16 protein-coding genes and 1 riboswitch are annotated in these 17,641 nt (G+C 70.3%); of the genes, 5 read left to right on the forward strand and 11 right to left on the reverse strand.

The genetic code is table 11. The annotated features are described in order from the left end of the window. Positions 1-110 precede the first annotated feature (110 nt). Entirely contained in the window at positions 111-983 is an 873-nt protein-coding gene (locus OG892_RS05150; RefSeq protein ID WP_073739816.1) for an RNA polymerase sigma-70 factor, read from the reverse strand. Continuing rightward, entirely contained in the window at positions 980-1,558 is a 579-nt protein-coding gene (locus tag OG892_RS05155; protein WP_073739814.1) for a carboxymuconolactone decarboxylase family protein, read from the reverse strand. The genes OG892_RS05150 and OG892_RS05155 overlap by 4 nt, the downstream gene beginning before the upstream one ends. A gap of 147 nt (positions 1,559-1,705) precedes the next feature. Here OG892_RS05155 and OG892_RS05160 point away from each other — a divergent pair, with 147 nt between their 5' ends. After that, on the forward strand, positions 1,706-2,521 hold the full coding sequence (locus OG892_RS05160; protein WP_371628584.1) for a PhzF family phenazine biosynthesis protein: 816 nt from the start codon (positions 1,706-1,708) through the stop codon (positions 2,519-2,521). A gap of 11 nt (positions 2,522-2,532) precedes the next feature. Here OG892_RS05160 and OG892_RS05165 read toward each other — a convergent pair whose 3' ends face one another. Continuing rightward, complete coding sequence (locus OG892_RS05165; protein WP_073739810.1) at positions 2,533-3,312, reverse strand: CPBP family intramembrane glutamic endopeptidase; 780 nt, start codon at positions 3,310-3,312, stop codon at positions 2,533-2,535. A gap of 184 nt (positions 3,313-3,496) precedes the next feature. Between OG892_RS05165 and OG892_RS05170 the strand changes: the two genes are divergently transcribed. Continuing rightward, a complete protein-coding gene (locus OG892_RS05170) occupies positions 3,497-5,284 on the forward strand; it encodes a substrate-binding and VWA domain-containing protein (RefSeq protein ID WP_371628585.1) in 1,788 nt (595 codons plus the stop codon). A 131-nt stretch (positions 5,285-5,415) separates the two neighbouring features. On the opposite strand, the gene OG892_RS05175 is transcribed toward OG892_RS05170, so the two are convergent. Then, positions 5,416-6,921, reverse strand: a complete 1,506-nt coding sequence (locus OG892_RS05175) for a glutamate-cysteine ligase family protein (protein WP_073739806.1) — start codon at positions 6,919-6,921, stop codon at positions 5,416-5,418. Positions 6,922-7,402: 481 nt separating this feature from the next. Between OG892_RS05175 and OG892_RS05180 the strand changes: the two genes are divergently transcribed. Both OG892_RS05180 and OG892_RS05185 read left to right on the forward strand, forming a co-directional pair. Beyond that, positions 7,403-7,996, forward strand: a complete 594-nt coding sequence (locus tag OG892_RS05180) for a hypothetical protein (RefSeq protein WP_073739804.1) — start codon at positions 7,403-7,405, stop codon at positions 7,994-7,996. A 315-nt stretch (positions 7,997-8,311) separates the two neighbouring features. Continuing rightward, positions 8,312-8,518: a DUF5999 family protein gene (locus OG892_RS05185; protein WP_073739802.1), complete on the forward strand. Its 207-nt coding sequence runs from the start codon at positions 8,312-8,314 to the stop codon at positions 8,516-8,518. Positions 8,519-8,615: 97 nt separating this feature from the next. On the opposite strand, the gene gcvP is transcribed toward OG892_RS05185, so the two are convergent. After that, positions 8,616-11,501 (reverse strand): aminomethyl-transferring glycine dehydrogenase, encoded by a 2,886-nt coding sequence (gene gcvP / locus OG892_RS05190; protein ID WP_073739800.1) that lies wholly within the window; start codon positions 11,499-11,501, stop codon positions 8,616-8,618. Positions 11,502-11,694: 193 nt separating this feature from the next. Further along, positions 11,695-11,791, reverse strand: a riboswitch (glycine riboswitch). 113 nt (positions 11,792-11,904) lie between these two features. Here gcvP and OG892_RS05195 point away from each other — a divergent pair. After that, the gene (locus OG892_RS05195) at positions 11,905-12,273 is read left to right on the forward strand and encodes a PRC-barrel domain-containing protein (protein WP_073739840.1); all 369 of its coding nucleotides are present in this window, start codon (positions 11,905-11,907) and stop codon (positions 12,271-12,273) included. Here OG892_RS05195 and OG892_RS05200 read toward each other — a convergent pair. From OG892_RS05200 to OG892_RS05225, 6 genes are all read right to left on the reverse strand, one after another. Continuing rightward, a complete protein-coding gene (locus tag OG892_RS05200) occupies positions 12,198-13,685 on the reverse strand; it encodes a DNA polymerase IV (protein WP_371628586.1) in 1,488 nt (495 codons plus the stop codon). The two genes, OG892_RS05195 and OG892_RS05200, sit on opposite strands and share 76 nt — an antisense overlap. A gap of 92 nt (positions 13,686-13,777) precedes the next feature. Next, positions 13,778-14,395: a MerR family transcriptional regulator gene (locus OG892_RS05205; RefSeq protein ID WP_073739796.1), complete on the reverse strand. Its 618-nt coding sequence runs from the start codon at positions 14,393-14,395 to the stop codon at positions 13,778-13,780. A gap of 168 nt (positions 14,396-14,563) precedes the next feature. Beyond that, positions 14,564-15,037, reverse strand: a complete 474-nt coding sequence (locus OG892_RS05210; RefSeq protein WP_006123076.1) for a bifunctional nuclease family protein — start codon at positions 15,035-15,037, stop codon at positions 14,564-14,566. A 53-nt stretch (positions 15,038-15,090) separates the two neighbouring features. Beyond that, entirely contained in the window at positions 15,091-15,834 is a 744-nt protein-coding gene (locus OG892_RS05215) for a MerR family transcriptional regulator (protein WP_073739794.1), read from the reverse strand. A 40-nt stretch (positions 15,835-15,874) separates the two neighbouring features. Then, positions 15,875-16,783, reverse strand: a complete 909-nt coding sequence (locus OG892_RS05220) for an FHA domain-containing protein (protein ID WP_199884569.1) — start codon at positions 16,781-16,783, stop codon at positions 15,875-15,877. Between the two features lie 61 nt (positions 16,784-16,844). Beyond that, the gene (locus tag OG892_RS05225; RefSeq protein ID WP_073739789.1) at positions 16,845-17,636 is read right to left on the reverse strand and encodes a DUF881 domain-containing protein; all 792 of its coding nucleotides are present in this window, start codon (positions 17,634-17,636) and stop codon (positions 16,845-16,847) included. Positions 17,637-17,641: the final 5 nt, after the last annotated feature.

The following is a 17,641-nucleotide window of genomic DNA, read 5'->3' on the forward strand; positions in this document are numbered from 1 at the left end:
CGGTATCCGGCGATCGAGCTACACGCCGTCAGGTTCCGGCCCGGCCTGCGGTCGTGAGTGTTCCGGGCGGTTTCGCCCGGAACACTCACCGCACCGGAGCAGCAGCCGGCTTACCTGGCGAGTTCAGCCGGTTCGTCCAGTCGCGTCAGCTTCCGCGGGTTTCTCACCAGGTAGACCCGGGTGATCTGCCCGTTCTCCACCACGAGGCTCACCGCTGCGGCCGGCTCGCCGTCGATCTCGATCCGGCCCGCAGGTGCGCCGTTGAGCCACACGGCAGTCGCCGCGAGCGCGGCCGCGTCCACCCGGTTGGTGCGCGCCAGCACCTTCGCCACGAGCTCGACCCCGTGGATCGGAGCCGGCGCGGCGGCCGCCAGCCCGCCACCGTCGGCGATCAGGACCACGTCCGGCGCCATGACCTCGACCAGTTCCTGCAACTGCCCGGTGCGCAGAGCCTGCAGGAACCGCTCCACCACGGCCTGCTGCTCCGACCGGCTCACCCGCACCCGCGGACGCCTGGCCGCCACATGCTCGCGCGCTCGCCGCGCGATCTGCCGCACCGTGGCCGCGGACTTCCCGATGACCCCGGCGATCTCGCCGTACGGCAGCTCGAAGACCTCGCGGAGCACGAACACCGCCCGCTCCGTCGGCCCGAGCGTTTCGAGGACGGTCAGCATCGCGATCGAGACGCTCTCCGCGAGCTCTACGTCCTCGGCGACATCGGGGCTGGTCAGCAACGGTTCCGGCAGCCACTCGCCGACATAGTCCTCGCGGCTGCGTGCCAACGTCCGCAGCCGGTTGAGCGACTGCCGCGTGACGGTCCTGACGAGGTACGCCCGCGCGTCGTTCACCCGCGACCGGTCGACCTCGGCCCACCGCAGCCAGGACTCCTGCAGCACGTCCTCCGCGTCGGCCGCCGAGCCGAGCATCTCGTAGGCGACCGTGAACAGCAGACTGCGATGGGCGACGAACGGGTCCTCGGTCATGCCGTCGACGCTACGCCGGACGTCTCAGGACGCGCGGCCAGCGGGATCTCGCAGGCATCGGAGTAGCCCTGCGAGGTGATCCCGTGCGCCGTGTTGCACCGGGCCGCCAGGTTGGCGAAGCCGATGAACACGGTGATCTCGACCAGCGCCGCCGGGCCGAGCCGGCCGAGCAGACTCGCCGACAGCTCATCGGTGACGGTCGGCGGCGTGTTCGTCATGGCCTCGGCGTACTCCATCACCTCCCGCTCCAACGGCGTGAACACCTCCGACTCCCGCCAGCGCGGCACCTGGCTCGCCTTGGTCAGGTCCAGCTTCTGGTTCAGTGCCGCGAAGTAGTTGATGTCGAGGCACCAACTGCAGCCGATCTGTGCCGCGACGGCCATGTGCGCGAACGTCTTGAGGCTCGCGTCGGCCGCGTCCCAGGTGGCCACCTTGGCCGAGAACTCCTGGTTGGCCTCGGCGAGCTCGGGGTTGTTCCACAGCACCTCGTTGGGCTCGGGCACGGAACCGAGCTGCTTGATCAGGTTTTCGCGGAGCTCGGCGGGGAGCTCGGCCTTCGGGATGCGCAGTGCCATCGTGTTCTCCTCTGACGTTTTCCTGCTTTGGCATGAAGACACCGCCGGGCCCGCGAATGTGACACCCGCCCCGAGTCGGGACAGATCAGTCCGCGGATCCGGAATTGGCCTTGGCCCACGGCTTCGCGGCGCGCCTACGGTCGCGGCATGAGGATTCGAATCGTCGACGCGTTCACCGACCGCCCCTTCACCGGCAATCCCGCGGGCGTCCTGCTGCTCGGCCCGGAAGGCTTCCCCGACGACAGCCGGCTCCAGCAGATCGCGGCGGAGCTGAACCTGTCCGAGACCGCGTTCGCGCACCCGCTGCCGCCGGGCGGCGCCGCGGACTGGGCGCTGCGCTGGTTCACCCCGGCCACCGAGGTCGACATGTGCGGCCACGCCACCCTCGCCACCGCCCACGTCCTGCACAGCACGGCCGTCGCGAGCGGAACGGTGCGCTTCACCGCCCGGTGCGGCATCCTCACCTCGACCGCCCGGCCGGACGGCTCGCTCACGCTCGACTTCCCCACCGCGCCGCTGACCCCGGAGGCCACGCCGGACTGGCTGGCCGCCGCTCTGGGCGCGGAGCCCGTATCCGTACACGACACGGGCCCGCACACCGGCGACCTGCTCGTGGAACTGGCCGACGAGGCGGCCGTACGGGGACTGACCCCGGATTTCGCGGCACTGGCCGCCCACTCGCGGCGCGGCGTCATCGCCACGGCCGCGGCCACCGGGTCCGGCTACGACTTCGTCTCACGCGGCTTCTTCCCCGCCGTGGGCATCGACGAGGACCCCGTGACGGGCAGCGCCCACACCGCCCTGGCGCCGTTCTGGTCGGCCCGGCTCGGCCGCGACGAGCTGACCGGCCTCCAGGCGTCCGCCCGGTCCGGTCGCGTCCGCACCGCACTGCGCGGCGACCGGACCCTGCTGACCGGCGACGCCGTCACGGTCCTGGACGGAGAACTGCTCGTCGCCCGGTAAGGGCCGGACGCTCACGGGGTGGGCAGCCAGCCCACTTTTCCGGCGAGCAGCGCGTATCCGACGAACGCCCCGATGTCGAGCAGGGCGTGCGCGGCGACCAGCGGCCCCACCCGCTGCCAGCGGCGGTACAGCAGCACGAAGACGACGCCCATCACCATGTTCCCGATGAACCCGCCGATCCCCTGATACAGGTGGTAGGAGCCCCGCAGCACCGAACTGGCCACCAGGGCGGCCATCGGGGTCCAGCCCAACTGCCCCAGGCGGCGCAGCAGATAACCGACGACGATCACTTCCTCCAGTACGGAGTTCTGGACCGCCGACAGGATCAGTACCGGGAACTTCCACCACACGTCGGGCAGCGACTCCGGGACGACCGTGAGGTTGAATCCGGCGGCCCGGACCACCAGGTAGAAGGCCAGCCCCGCGCTGCCGATGCCCGCCGCGACCAGCGTGCCGCGCCCCAGGTCCGATCCCGGCCTGGTCCGGTCGAAACCGATCGCCCGCAGGCCCGTTCCCTCGCGGATCAGGAGATGGGCGACCAGCGCCACGGGCACCAGCGCGGTCGCGATACCGAAGAGCTGCCAGGCGAGATCCAGCCAGGGACGGCCGGGTGCGTAGGAGCTGTTGAGCGTCGCCGCCTGGTCCTTCAAACCCCCTGGTTTCGTCAGTGATCCGACAAAACTGATCAGGGCAGACACCCCGCTGGCTCCCAGCGAGAGCGCCAGCACCAACACCGTCTCGGACCGCAAGATCCGTCGTGACACGGCCTCCTGAGGATAAGAATCAGCCACGCGCCCCGCCTCCACCTGTACACCTGCCTTCAGTTGTGCATTCACGTCCCATGCCACTCCCCGCCCCGCTAGGGTCTCGAATACAGGTACGAAGATCATGCGCGACAGGCCGGGGGACAAGCACCATTGCCGATGGTGTGGTCCCCCTTTTCCTTGTTCATCCTCAAGGAGGGGCACCACCGACATGGGACGTCACAGCTTGCCCGACGACTACACGACGGACGGAAGCGGGGACCGTCCACCGAACCGCCGTCGTACCGTAGCCATCGCCACCGCGCTCGTTCTCGCCGTGGCGGCGGGAACGGCGGTAGCGGCCCAGGGGGGCTTGCTGTCGTTCTCGAAGTCCTGCGACGACTCCGCGGTGCACCTGTCCATGGTGGCCTCGCCCGATATCGCGCCCGCCGTGCGCGCGGTGGCCGACAAGGCCCGCAGGGACGATCTGAGATCCGACGGCCACTGCCTCGACGTGGAGGTGCTGGCCCGTGACTCGTACAAGGTCGCCGACGCCCTCGCCGCCGGCACCAGCAAGCCCGACTACCAGATGTGGCTGCCGGATTCCGACCTCTGGCTGAGCCGGGCGAAGGGGACCGGCGACGCCGTGCCCGTCACTCCGGGCGACTCCGTGGCCTCCTCCCCGGTGGCGCTGGCCATGGTGCCCTCCGCCGCCAAGACCCTCGGCTGGCCGAAGAAGAAGTACACCTGGGCCGAGCTGATGGCCACGGCCATGGAGTCCGACAAGGTGCGGCTGGGCTCGGCCGACCCCGCGCGCAGCGCCACCGGCCTGCTGGCGCTCACCAGCATCGGCGCGTCCTCCGACAAACAGGGCGGGGACAGCGACACCAGGGTCGCGGCCACCGCCAAGCTCCTCGCCCAGCGGATGTCGGACGGCGACACCCAGGTGCTCGGGACCCTGGCCGGCGACGACTCGGGCGCCGAGGAGGGCAATCCCGCCCGCAACCAGGCCGTGCTGCTGTCCGAGCAGGCCGCGTTCGCCCACAACGCCGATTCGACCGGGGCCGGGAAGCTCGACCTCTTCTACCCCAAGGACGGCACCCCGCTGCTCGACTATCCCTTCGCGCTGGTCAACGAGGATCAGCTCAGTACGGACAAGAGCCGGGCGGCGCTGCGGTTCATGACCCTGCTGTCCGAGGAGAGCGCGCAGCGCACACTGGAGGAGCACGGTTTCCGGACGGTCGACGGCACGGCGGGCGACACTCTGGTCGAGTCGGCGGGCGGCCGGTCGCCTCAGCCGTACGCCACCTCACCCGCCACGGCGCCTTCCGACGAGACACTCCAGGAGACGCTCGGCATGTGGACGATCACCGTGCAGAGCGCACGGCTCACCACCGTCGTCGATGCCTCGGGGTCGATGGCCACGATCGTGCCGGGCCGCAACCAGTCCCGGATGGACGTCACCAAGGCATCCCTGATCGAGGCCCTCAACCAGTTCACCCCGAACGACGAGATCGGCCTCTGGGAGTTCGCCACCAGGCTCGACGGCGACAAGGACTACCGCCGGCTGGTGGCGACCAGCCGGCTCGGGGAGAAGACGAAGAACGGCGGCACCCACCGTGCGAAGCTCACGGACGCGTTCTCGGCGCTGCAGCCCGTGCCGGACGGGGCGACCGGGCTGTACGACACCACGCTGGCCGCCTACAAGGAGGCGCAGCGCACCTACGTGAAGGGAAAGTTCAACGCCGTCGTGATCCTCACCGACGGCTCGAACCAGGATGACCATTCCATCTCGCGCAGCGCCCTGATCGCGGAACTCACCCGGATCGCCGACCCCGAGCGACCGGTTCCGCTGCTCGCCATCGCCGTCGGCCCCGACGCCGACCGCGAGGAGGTGAACGAGATAGCCAAGGTGACCGGTGGCGGCGGCTACCAGGTCAACGACCCGGCCGAGATCCAGGCGGTGATCCTTCAGGCGGTCATGACCGCCGGGCAGAGCGGCCGCGCCGCCCGGGAGTAGCCGCCGAGCCGTGCCGGACGCGAGCGGTCGGAGCCGTCCCGGGACGGAGCCGTCCCAGTCTGGGTCCGGCCCCGGACCCGGACGGTCTGACCCGCCCGGGTCCGGACCCGCCCGGGTCCGGACCCACCCGCTCAGGTTCCCGCGATGCCCACCGGCCAGCTGTGCACGGGCTCCCCGGCCTGCATCAGTTCGGCGTACCGGCGGGTCATGGCGGCGAGAGCGGCGTCCCGCCCCAGTCCGGCCTCGCGCGCCCGGTGATAGGTGTCCGCCTGCCAGGACGCCCCGTTGGTCCGCCGCTTGCAGCGCTCCTCGATGATGCCGAGGTAGTGGTCGCGGTCGGCGGCTTCGATGTTCCACGCGTCGAGGCCGGCGGCCGCCAGCGGCAGCAGTTCGTCCCGTACGAGCTTGGTCACCGGTACCCGGGTCAGCCCGCCGGTGCGGCCGGGCCGGGGCCAGAGCAGCTCGGCGTCGATGCCCCGGCGGCAGGCGGTGTCGAAGTTCTCGGCCGCCGCGGCGAACGGCATCCTCGTCCACACCGGGCGGGACTCCTCCGCCAGGGCCCGCACGAGCCCGTAGTAGAGCGCGGCGTTGGCGATCACGTCCGCGACGGTCGGTCCGGCGGGCAGCACCCGGTTCTCCACCCGGAGGTGGGGAACGCCGTCCGACAGCCCGTACACCGGCCGGTTCCAGCGGTAGACCGTGCCGTTGTGCAGCACGAGTTCCTGGAGCCGGGGCACCCCGCCCTCGTCGAGGACCCGCAGCGGCTCCTCCTCGTCGCAGATGGGCAGGAGCGGGGGGAAGTAGCGCACGTTCTCCTCGAAGAGCTCGTACGCCGAACCCGTCCACCGCTCCCCGAACCAGGTCCTGGGACGCACCCCCTGGTTCTGCAGTTCGGGCGGCCTGGTGTCCGTGGCCTGCTGGAAGAGCGGCGGACGCGACTCCCGCCACAGCTCCCGGCCGAACAGGAAGGGCGAATTGGCGCCCAGGGCCACCTGGACCGCGGCAACGGCCTGGGCGGCGTTCCAGACGTCGGAGAACCGTTCCGGGGTCACCTGCAGATGGAGCTGGACCGAGGTGCAGGCCGCCTCCGGCGCGATCGAGCCGGAGGTGCAGACCAGGTGCTCCACACCTTCGATATCGAGGGAGAAATCCTCGCCGCGCGCCGCCACCATTTGGTCGTTCAGCAGCGCGTAGCGGTCCACTTCGGAGAGGTTCCCGCGGACCATGTCCGCACTGCCGACGGTGGGCAGGATTCCGATCATCATGATCCCGGCATCGACCTCACCGGCCTTCCGGTCGGCATATCCGAGGCCGATCCGCAGCTCTTCGGCCAGCTGATCGAGAACGCGGCCGTCCAGGCGATGGGGAACAATGTTCACTTCCAGATTGAACATCCCGAGTTCCGTCTGGAAATCCCGGCTCGCGATGCGTTCCAGGACCTGTCCATTCAACATCTTCGGCATGCCGTCGGAACCCGCCAGGTTCAGCTCGATCTCCATGCCCATGAGGTTGCGCGGCCGGTCGAATCTCCGCTCCTCCAGCAGCCTCTCCAGCCCCTCCAGGCACTGGTGGAGCTTCCGTCGGTACCTCTGCCGATCGGACAGGTCAAAGGCGCCCGCCACGACCTTCTCCCCCATCGACGTGTCCCTCCGTGAGTGGGCGGCCCGCGGCCCAGGCCGCTCGCGTCACGATCGATAATGCCCAGACGGAGTGATCCATAACGCCCCGCGGACGGTGCACACCCGCTAATCTGATGACCGCGGCCGGGGGCACATTCACTCGGCATGACGCAGTGAGCGGTTTCCGCCGTTCGGGCGCGAAGAATGCGCCGACGCGTTTCAGCCTACCGCGTCGGAGGAAAAACCCGAGGCGGCAGCTGCGCCGGTCACACCGAATCAGCATAATCTCCGCATAATAAAGTCTGGATACCGTCTTGCCGGCAATAGTAGTGACGGCTAGTGGAATCACCGCGTGAACACGTGTCGTATAAACTCCGCGGACGAGGCAGAGAGTTGACGCACCGGCTCAGTCACCGGCCTCCTCTGGCCCCGCACGCCGACAGCGCCGTCTGCACCCGCCCACGCTCCACCGTGTCTCCGAAGTGAGAGGCGACCCACTATGCCCCTGCATGTTCCTCCGGCTCCCGCGCCCGCGCTGAGAAGCGTCCTCGCGGCGCTCGGTTCACCCACCGCGGTCCGCGAGGCCCGAACACCTGCCCTGCGGTCGGCCCAGGGCCCCCTGAGCCCCGAACACCCCCTCCCCGTACACGTGCTGGACCGCGGTGGACCGGGCGGACTCACACCCACCACCCGGCTCGCCGCCTGGCGCTTCCAGATCTGCGGCGCGGAGCGGGCGGTCGCCGCGGCGGACACCATGCTCACTCCCGACGGCTGGACCTTCTCGCACTTCTTCGAGGGCCCCTACATCGCCTCGACCGAACTCGCCCTGCGCCAGGCGGAGGCGGCGAGCACGCACTACCAGCCGAGGCTGCTGTCCATTCCCGAGCTCTACATGCTGGCGCTGTGGCTGCACGAGGACACCGAGGCCGACGCGTCCACCGGGTCCCCCGCCCCGGCCGATCTGCTGGTTCCACTGGCTCCCGCCCCTCCGGGCATCGCGGCACACCGTCCGCACCAGGTCGCCGATCTGCTTCCCGTGATCACCACCCGCATCACGCCCGGCCCCGGCCCCCTGCTCGGCTCCCCGGCCTGACCTCCGGCCGCCCCCCACTTCACTGTGCCCCGCCTCCGATTCCGGTGGCGGGGCACAGCGCGCGGGGGCGCATCCGCGCCCCATCCGGACTAGCCCCATCCGGCCACCCCGAACCACCCGAAGTGACAGGGCAGTTGCGTTGAACCGTCCGGGCGGGTGATGCGTCATGAGAGGAGAAGCAGCGCTGCCGCGAAATCCCTGCGGATTGACGCCCGTGGGGCAACACTGGGACCGGACCGATCGATACGGGGGGCGGCCATGAACACCACTTCAAGCCGCAGGACACTCAACTCAACGCAGCGAAAGAACCCAGCCATGTGTCAGCACCAGCCACCCTGCCCCACAGCCGACTCAGCCGACCGGGAAGCAGCCCGCCCGGTGGCGCACCATCCGGAACAGGGCTGGAGCCTGCTGTGCAACGGCGTCCTGCTCTTCGAGGACACCGGTGAGCTGCTCCCGGACGGGCAGATCATCGCGCCCCACCGGCCGCTGGGAACGGGCCGGGTGGTGAAGGCCGCCTGACCGCGGCAGATACGGGGAGGGGCCGGCCCGGAGAGATCTCCGAACCGGCCCCGACGCAGTCGCGCGTCATACGGCGACGTCCATGACGTCGGTCCCGTCAGTTGTCGTACTCGTCCAGCGGCGGGCAGGAGCAGACGAGGTTGCGGTCACCGAACGCACCGTCGATCCGGCGCACCGGCGGCCAGTACTTGTCCGCGGCGGTGACCCCGGCCGGGAAGACCGCCACCTCACGGCTGTAGCCGTGCGCCCAGTCCCCGCCCAGCGCGGCCGCCGTGTGCGGGGCATTGGCCAGCGGGTTGTCGTCCGCGCTCCACTCGCCGGAGGCGACCTTCTCGATCTCGCCGCGAATGGCGATCATCGTGTCGCAGAAGCGGTCCACCTCCGCGAGGTCCTCGCTCTCGGTCGGTTCGATCATCAGCGTGCCCGCGACCGGGAACGACATGGTCGGTGAGTGGAAGCCGTAGTCGATGAGCCGCTTGGCCACGTCGTCGATGCTGACACCGGTCGCCTTGGAGATCGGCCGCAGATCCACGATGCACTCGTGCGCGACGAGCCCGGCCGGGCCGTTGTAGAGGATCGGGTAGTGCGGCTCCAGCCGCTTGGCGATGTAGTTCGCAGCGAGTACGGCGACCTGCGTCGCACGCTTCAGACCCTCCCCGCCCATCAGGCGTACGTACGCCCACGAGATCGGCAGGATGCCCGCGGAGCCCCACGGAGCGGCCGAGATCGGGCCGACCCCGGTCTCCGGACCGGCGGCGGGCTGCAGCGGGTGGTTCGGCAGGTACGGCGCCAGGTGCGCGCGCACACCGACCGGGCCGACGCCGGGGCCGCCGCCGCCGTGCGGGATGCAGAAGGTCTTGTGCAGGTTCAGGTGCGAGACGTCGCCGCCGAAGTGGCCCGGCTTGGCGAGGCCGACCAGCGCGTTGAGGTTGGCGCCGTCCACGTACACCTGACCGCCCGCGTCGTGCACCTCGGCGCAGATGTCCGCGACGTGCTCCTCGAAGACACCGTGCGTCGACGGGTAGGTGATCATGAGCACGGCCAGCTCGTCGCGGTGCTGCTCGATCTTGGCGCGGAGGTCCTGGATGTCGACCTCGCCGTCGTCGGCGGTCTTCACCACGACGACCCGCATACCGGCCATCACCGCGCTGGCCGCGTTGGTGCCGTGCGCGGAGGACGGGATCAGGCAGACGGTCCGCCCCTCGTCACCGTTGGCACGGTGGTACGCCCGGACGGCCAGCAGCCCGGCGAACTCGCCCTGCGAGCCGGCGTTCGGCTGGATGGACACCGCGTCGTAACCGGTGACCTCGGCCAGCCGCTCCTCCAGCTCACGGATGAGCGTCAGGAAGCCCTGGGCCTGCTCGGCCGGCGCGAAGGGGTGCAGCGCGCCGAACTCGGGCCAGGTGATCGACTCCATCTCTGCGGTCGCGTTCAGCTTCATGGTGCAGGAGCCGAGCGGGATCATGCCGCGGTCCAGCGCGTAGTCGCGGTCGGCGAGCTTGCGGAGGTAGCGCAGCATCGCGGTCTCGGAGCGGTGCTGGTGGAAGACCGGGTGGGTCAGCACGTCGTCGGAGCGCAGCAGCTGCTCGGGCAGCGCGTCGGCGGCCGTGGCGTCCAGCGCCTCGATGTCACCGCTGACACCGAAGGACGCCCAGACGGACGCGATCTCCGTACGCGTGGTCGTCTCGTCACAGGCGAGCGAGACGAGATCGCCGTCGACGAGCCGCAGGTTCACGCCGCGCTCACGGGCGTCGGCCACGACCTCCGCGGCCCGGCCGGGCACCCGGACGGTGAGCGTGTCAAAGTGCGAGCCGGTGACGACCTCGACGCCGCCGGCCCGCAGGCCCTGCGCGAGGATCGCCGCGTAACGGTGGGTGCGCCGCGCGATCGTCCGCAGCCCGTCGGGGCCGTGGTAGACGGCGTACATGCCGGCCATCACGGCGAGGAGCACCTGGGCGGTGCAGATGTTGCTGGTGGCCTTCTCACGGCGGATGTGCTGCTCGCGGGTCTGCAGGGCCAGCCGGTACGCCTTGTTGCCGTCGGCGTCCACGGAGACGCCCACGAGGCGGCCCGGCAGGCTACGGGCGAACTTCTCGCGCACGGCCATGAAGCCGGCGTGCGGTCCGCCGAAGCCCATCGGCACGCCGAAGCGCTGCGTGGTGCCCACCGCGATGTCCGCGCCCAGTTCGCCGGGCGAGGTGAGCAGGGTGAGCGCCAGCAGGTCGGCGGCGACGGTGACGATCGCGCCCAGCTCGTGGGACCGCTCGATGACGGGCCGCAGATCGCGCACGGCACCGGAGGCGCCCGGGTACTGCAGCAGTACGCCGAAGACGCCGCGCTCGGCGATCTCCGCCGGGATGCCGTCGGCCAGGTCCGCGACGACGACCTCGACACCGGTCGGTTCCGCGCGGGTCCGGATCACGGCGACGGTCTGCGGGAGGGCGTCGGCGTCGACCAGGAAGACGCCGTTCTTCACCTTGCCTACGCGCCGGGCCAGCGCCATCGCCTCGGCGGCGGCGGTGCCCTCGTCGAGCAGCGAGGCACCGGAGGTGGGCAGCCCGGTCAGATCCGCGACCATCGTCTGGAAGTTCAGGAGGGCCTCGAGGCGGCCCTGGGAGATCTCCGGCTGGTACGGCGTGTAGGCCGTGTACCAGGCGGGGTTCTCCATCACGTTGCGCAGGATCACCGGCGGGGTGAACGTGCCGTAGTAGCCGAGCCCGATCATCGGGGCCAGCACCTGGTTGCGGTCGGCGAGCGCCCGCAGTTCGGCCAGCACCTCGGCCTCGGTGCGGGCCGTCGGAAGCCGCAGCGCCTCGGTGCTCCGGATGACATCGGGCACCGCGGCCGCGGTCAGCTCGTCGAGCGAGCCGTAACCGACCTGGGCGAGCATCTTCGCCTGCGCCGCGGCGTCGGGACCGATATGACGCTGCTCGAACGGGATTCCCTGTTCGAGCTGGGAGAGCGAAGTGCGACGGGGGGTCATGGTGGAGGCCTCCTGGTCTGTCACGACCTGCGAGGGGCACCGCGGCGCGGGGTGCCCGAACGGCCTCCCCCTCTGTCATCTCAACCTGAGAGCTTCACCGGTGCCACTGCGCGCACCGGCTTTCACCGTCGGTGAGGGAGGGACCCACTCGGCACACATGCCGTGCGGAACCCGCCCTGCTTTCCAGAGTGACCTCGTCCGTGCGGTACGGGGGCCTGAGAGATTCCGGGGAGGATTTGCTCCTTCGGCGCCTCCGGATTCGCTCCGGAGGACTCTCCCGCACGGGGTAAGCAGCCGCCCCCAGCCTACCAGCGGGGTACCCGGCGCAGTTTTCGAGTGGCCAACCCCACGGATCTGCACTTCTGTGGTTCCTGTGGAGTACCCGCGACCAGTGGGAGGGACCGTGCAGACCGACATCGATCCGCGCAGCCTGATCGGCCGCAAGGCCTTCGACCGCGAGGGCACCAAGATCGGAACCGTGGACGAGGTGTACCTCGACGACGCGACCGGTGTGCCGGAGTGGGCGGCGGTGCGCACCGGACTGTTCAGCCGGGACGCCTTCGTCCCGCTGGAGCCCAGCGAGTTCGTCAAGGACGTGCTTCGCGTCCCCTTCGACCGCACCCTGATCAGGGACGCACCCGACTTCGGGGTCGGCCGGCACCTCTCGCCGGAACAGGAGCTCCAGCTCTACCGGCACTACGGTCTGGACTCCCCGCCAGAGGAGACCGCCCCTGACCGGGACTTCGGCAGGCTGGCCGGCCAGGACGAGTAGTCGGCCGGGTCCCGCACGAGCGGCAGCGGATCGGCGGGCCGGAGTGCCGGATCGTCGATGCGGAACGTACGCACCCGGCCGGGCGCCGATTCCGGCTCCTCGAAGCGCACCGTGACCCGGCCGACCCCGCTGCCCTGCACCCAGCCGTGGCCGTGGGCGTCGTGCCGCACGTCGTGTCCGGCCGGCCAGCGGCGGGCCGCGAGCTGCTCGGCGCTCTCCTGTTCCGGCTCCCCCGGCTCCGGCCGGCCCTCGTCCGTTCCCGCGTCCCCGCCGGTCTCCGCACCTCCGGCCTGCCCGGCGGCGGCAAGGTCTGCGGCGAGCCCGGCCGCGGCGCGCTCGTCGGCCGCCTGCGCGAACAGGTCCTCCTGGGTGTAGTCGGCCAGCCCGGTGACGCCCACTCCCAGCAGCCGCACTCCCCCGGTGGTGTCCACGGACTCCAGGAGCCGCGCCGCGGCCTCCCGGACCACCGTGGGGTCGTCGGTGGGCCCGCGCAGCGTCTCGGAGCGGGTCAGGGTCGAGAAGTCGTAACGGCGCACCTTCAGCACCACGGTCCTGCCCGAGCGCTCCGCCGCGCGCAGCCGCTGGACACATCGGTCGGCGAGCCGCTCGACCTCGCTCCTGACCCGGACCCGGTCGTGCAGGTCCATGTCGAAGGTGTCCTCGACCGAGACCGATTTCGCGTCGCGCTCGGCCACGACCGGCCGGTCGTCGTGGCCGGAGGCCATCCGGTGCAGCGAGCTGCCGTGTGCCTTGCCCAGCAGCCGTACGAGCTCCGCCTCGCCCGCCTCTGCCAGGTCGTTCACCGTGGTCATCCCGGCGCGCCGCAGATGGTCCGCGGTGGCCGGCCCGACGCCGGGCAGGGTGCGCACCGGCATGGGCGCGAGCATCTCCCGCTCGGTACCCGGCTCTATCAGCATGATCCCGTCGGGCTTCGCCTCCTCCGAGGCGATCTTGGCCAGCATCTTGGAGCCTGCCAGGCCGACGGATCCACTGAGTCCGGTGACCGCCTCGATCGCCCCGCGCAGCTGCTCGCCGATGGCCAGCGCGGAAGCCGCGCCGTCCGCGGTGCCGCCCGCCTCCAGGTCGACGAAGGCCTCGTCCAGGCTCAGTGGCTCCACCAGCGGCGACAGCCGGCCCAGCAGCTCCATGACCTGGTCGCTCACCGTCCGGTACAGCGCGAAGCGCGGCACCAGATAGGCGGCGTTCGGCGCCAGCCGTCTGGCCTGCGCCATCGGCATGGCCGAGTGGACCCCGAAACGCCGGGCCTCGTACGAGGCGGTGGCGACGACCCCGCGCGGTCCCAGCCCGCCCACCACGACCGGTTTGCCGCGCAGACTCGGCTTCGACGCCTGCTCGGCAGAGGCGTAGAAGGCATCCATGTCCAGATGCAGGATGGTCGGCGCGGCTCTCACATCAACCGATGCTGCCCCATGGCACTGACAATCGCCGGACGGCGACCGCCCGCCGGGCCGGGGTGTCCCGCGCCCGGCCGGGGCTCACCGGGTCAGCCGGCCCGGTTGCGCCGTCGGGCGAGCTCATCGGCGGGGTTGTTCCCGATCAGCGTCTCGCCGGTGTCCACCCGCTCCCCGTGCAGCTGTGACAGCGCGACGTCCACGTCCCGCCAGACCACCCCCACGGCGATACCGAAGACGCCCTGACCCCCCTGGAGCAGCTCTACGACCTCGGCGGGCGAGGAGCACTCGTAGACCGTCGCTCCGTCGCTCATCAGCGTCATGCGCTCCAGGTCCTGGAACCCACGGGCCCGCAGGTGCTGGACCGTGGTGCGGATGTTCTGGAGGGCCACCCCGGTGTCGAGGAAGCGCTTCACGATCTTCAGCAGGACGACGTCCCTGAAGCTGTAGAGCCGTTGTGTGCCCGACCCGTAGGCCGGCCGGACGCTCGGCTCGACCAGGCCCGTACGGGCCCAGTAGTCGAGCTGTCGATAAGTGATCCCCGCCGCCGCGCATGCTGTCGGCCCGCGATAGCCGATGTCCTTGGCCGATGCCACGCCGCCCCCCGCCACCGCAGCCGGCGCAGCCGGCTGCCTGATGGTCTGGTCGGCTGAACTCCCCTGCTGCGGATACGGCCCACCCACTGCCGCACCGTCGCCGCTGCTTCCCACGCCGACCTCCGTCCTTGACCTGCCCACTCGAAGGTAGGCAGTCACCCGGGGTGCGTCAACGATCGCCACACTCGGCACGCCGAGTGATAATCACCCTGAGGGTGGTTTCCCGTGACCCTCGACCGGGAAAGGCTTGTCGGATGCGCTGACGGCGCCCCAACGGGGACGTCACTGACTGTTCGTGCCGAAGTCCTCCGGCGAGATCTGGTCGAGGAATTCGCGGAACTTCTCCACCTCGTCCTCCTGCTCGTCGGGAATCGCGATTCCCGCGTCATCGAGCACCCCGTCACTGCCGTAGATCGGCGTTCCGGTACGCAAGGCGAGCGCTATGGCGTCGGACGGCCGCGCACTCACCTCGACTCCGCTCGCGAAGACCAGCTCCGCGTAGAAGACCCCTTCCCTGAGGTCCGTGATCCGGACCTCGGTGAGCTCCTGGCCCACGGCCTCGAGCACATCCTTGAAGAGGTCATGGGTCAGCGGCCTCGCCGGAGCCATGCCCTGCTGGGCGAAGGCGATCGCGGTCGCCTCGCCAGGACCGATCCAAATAGGGAGGTACCGGTCGCCTCCCACTTCACGCAGGAGCACGATCGGCTGGTTGGAGGGCATTTCCACCCGGACACCCACAACGTCGAGCTCGTTCACACAGCAACCCTAGGACGTGCTTGGCCGGTTTGGGTAGTCGGGGCCCACGCGGATCAGTGGAGTCTGATCTGGAGCGCGGTCTGTACCAGGGCCGAATGCAGCCGCACAGAGAGCTCCGCCAGCTCCTTCGCGGTGGCCTCGGCATGGGCTCTGGTCTGCGGATTCCGGTGCCGGCGCAGGGGTGCGACCACCTGCTCGATCAGCCCGGCCTCCCGGTCCGCGGCCGCCCGCATGGCGCGCAGATGCCGCGGTTCCAGACCGAACCGGCCCAGATCCGCCACGAGCCTGGCGACGGTGACCGTCTCGGCGTCGTATCCGCCGTCGGCCGACGGCACGACCAGACCGTACGACTCCCACGCGTCAAGGTCGCTCTCGGTGACCTCCGCGGCAGCGAGCAGCTCGGCCCGGCCGATGCGGGCGGCGGTGGCCCGGCCCGTCCCGCCGGTCCAGCTGCCGTCGGTGAAGTCCCGCTCACCGTCCGGGGCCGGCAGGGGTGCTCGCTCGCCCCGGGCGACTGCGTCCAGGTGCTCGCGGATGACCTTGAGCGGAAGGTAGTGGTCCCGCTGCATCCGCAGCACCTGGGCGAGCCGCTCGACATCGTCGGGGCGGAACTTGCGATAGCCCGAGGGCGTCCGCTGCGGCTCGACGAGCCCCTCCGCCTCCAGGAACCGGATCTTGGAGATGGTGACTTCGGGAAACTCGTCCCGCAGCTGCAGGAGCACCGTGCCGATGCTCATCGGGCGGTCGTCGGCGGTGGCGGTGCCGTTTCCGGCACCGCCCGTCGGTGTTCTCAGCATGGACCTTCCTCGGGGTCCCCCCGACGGAGTCAGGGGCGGGTCAGATGGCCCGCTGGCTCGCGTAGAAGACCAGCCGGTACTTACCGATCTGCACTTCGTCACCGTTGGACAGCGCGACGGAGTCGATGCGCTCACGATTGACGTACGTGCCGTTGAGGCTGCCCACGTCCTCGACCGTGAAGCTGCCGTCGGGACTCCGGCGGAACTCCACGTGGCGGCGCGAGACCGTCACGTCGTCGAGGAAGATATCGCTCTGCGGGTGGCGGCCGGCCGTGGTCAGATCACCGTCCAGCAGGAAGCGGCTGCCCGAATTCGGACCGCGGCGCACCACCAGGAGCGCCGAGCCGAGCGGCAGGGCGTCCACAGCGGCCTGGGCCTCGGGCGAGAGCGACGGCGCCGACGTCTGACCGGTCGCCTCCGCCTCGTAGGCCTCGAGGCCGGAGATGGAGATGGTCGACGTCGTCTCCGAGGCCCGCTCGGGAACCCCGCCCCTCAGCGGCGCGCCGCAGTTGGAGCAGAAACGGCTGGCTTCGGCATTGCGGTGACCGCACCTCGTACAGACCGGCATGGACGAACCCTCCTGCCTCGGGGTGAACCCTCCACCCGTACTTGAGGTTGACGGTTCTCCGAAACCTATGCGGCCGGGACCGGCGGGGTCAACAGACGACGCGCCCGAATTGTCACCCCCCGGGCCTCCCACCTGATCGCGGAAGAGCGGGCGCTCCGAGCCCTGCTCGTCGGCTTGACCATTACGCGGCGCGCGATGGCGGGCAGCCTCATCGCGTGCGCTCTTGCCGAACAACTTTCCAAACAACTTCACGGGCGATTCCCCTTGACCGAAACAGACCCGCCCGTGGGGCAGGACGAACCCTGAATGAACACACCTGCCGACCCGGACATCTTCACAACGTCCGTATCTACTCGACAGTTTCCACCACGCACCACGAATACGATGCGCCGACCCCCCGCAACCTTCTGCCCGTGTCCCCCGACGCCCACGCGTCCCGGTTTCACTGGGCCGACGACCGAGCGTAGTCAGGCCGCTCCGCCGGTCGCAAGGCGTTCACGACAATGTCCTCGGCCTGCGACACGTGCACGGTGGCCTGCTCCTTCTCCAACGTCTGCACCACGCCTCCCGGGATGTTCAGCGCCGGTTCCAGATCCTGCGGCTTGCCGATGACCTTGAAGACGTACGGAGCCGAGATCTTCCGCCCGTCGACCTTGATGGCGCCGCCGTCACCGGAGAAGTACGTATTGGCCACCACCCGCACACCGTTGACCTCGATGGCCTCGGCGCCGGCAGCCCGGAGCTCCTGAAGCGCGTCGAGCAGCTTGTCCGCCTCGACCGCGTCACCCGGGTCGTTGATGGTGAGGGTGATTCCCGGGCCGTGCGCCGCCACCGTGCCCGCGAGGATGCCGAGTTGACGCTCCTTCTCGACCGTCTGCTTACGGGCCTCCTCCGCCTGGTCGGAGCTGTTCTCCAGCTCCGTGCGCTGGTCGTCCAGGCGCTGCTTCTCGTCCTCCAGCCGCTGCGAACGGTCGTCCACCTCGTCGAGGATGCGGACCAGGTCCTCCTGACGCGCGCCACGCAGGGCGCTGTTGTCGCTGTTGGACCGCACCTGAATCGCGAGCCCGAGACCGAGCACGAACAGCAGTACCGCGACGATGAGTTGGGCGCGGGTCACCCGCGGCGGCCAGATGCCGGCGAGCAGTCGCTGGCGTCCGGTGAGCTCCTTGGGCGCGTCCACGGGCCGCTCGCCGGGCTGTTCCCGGTCGCCGGTGAATTCCTCGTCGTTGCTCATCGGCC

The organism is Streptomyces sp. NBC_00341 (assembly GCF_041435055.1).
GTDB lineage: Bacteria > Actinomycetota > Actinomycetes > Streptomycetales > Streptomycetaceae > Streptomyces.